At 78.5% G+C, this 247-nt stretch carries 1 pseudogene; it reads right to left on the bottom strand.

Annotated elements, in window-relative coordinates:
• Nucleotides 1–191 (bottom strand): annotated as a pseudogene (locus tag RVY79_RS21015) (hypothetical protein); the annotation flags it as partial.
• Between the last annotated feature and the right edge of the window lie 56 nt (nucleotides 192–247).

Below are 247 nucleotides of genomic sequence, written 5' to 3'. Positions count from 1 at the left end.
GGGCGCGTGGGGCTGCGTCGCGCCTCGCCCACGGGCAGCAGGTCGCCGTCGCGCAGGGCCCGCCCCCACAGGCCGCCGAAGCCGGCCTTGAGGTCGGTGCTGCGCGAGCCCAGCACCGGCTCGACCGCGATGCCGCCGCTGACCGTGACATAGCTGCGCAGGCGGCCTCGCGGAGCCGCCAGCTTCAGCACCTGGCCCGCGTGCGCGGGGCTGCGCCAACCGGGCCGCAGCGGCCGGCCATCGAGAC

It is taken from the genome of Chromohalobacter sp. HP20-39, assembly GCF_033052815.1.
Classification (GTDB): domain Bacteria; phylum Pseudomonadota; class Gammaproteobacteria; order Pseudomonadales; family Halomonadaceae; genus Chromohalobacter.
The sequence above is the reverse complement of the archived record's forward strand: the minus strand, read 5'-3'. Positions and strand labels throughout refer to the sequence as shown.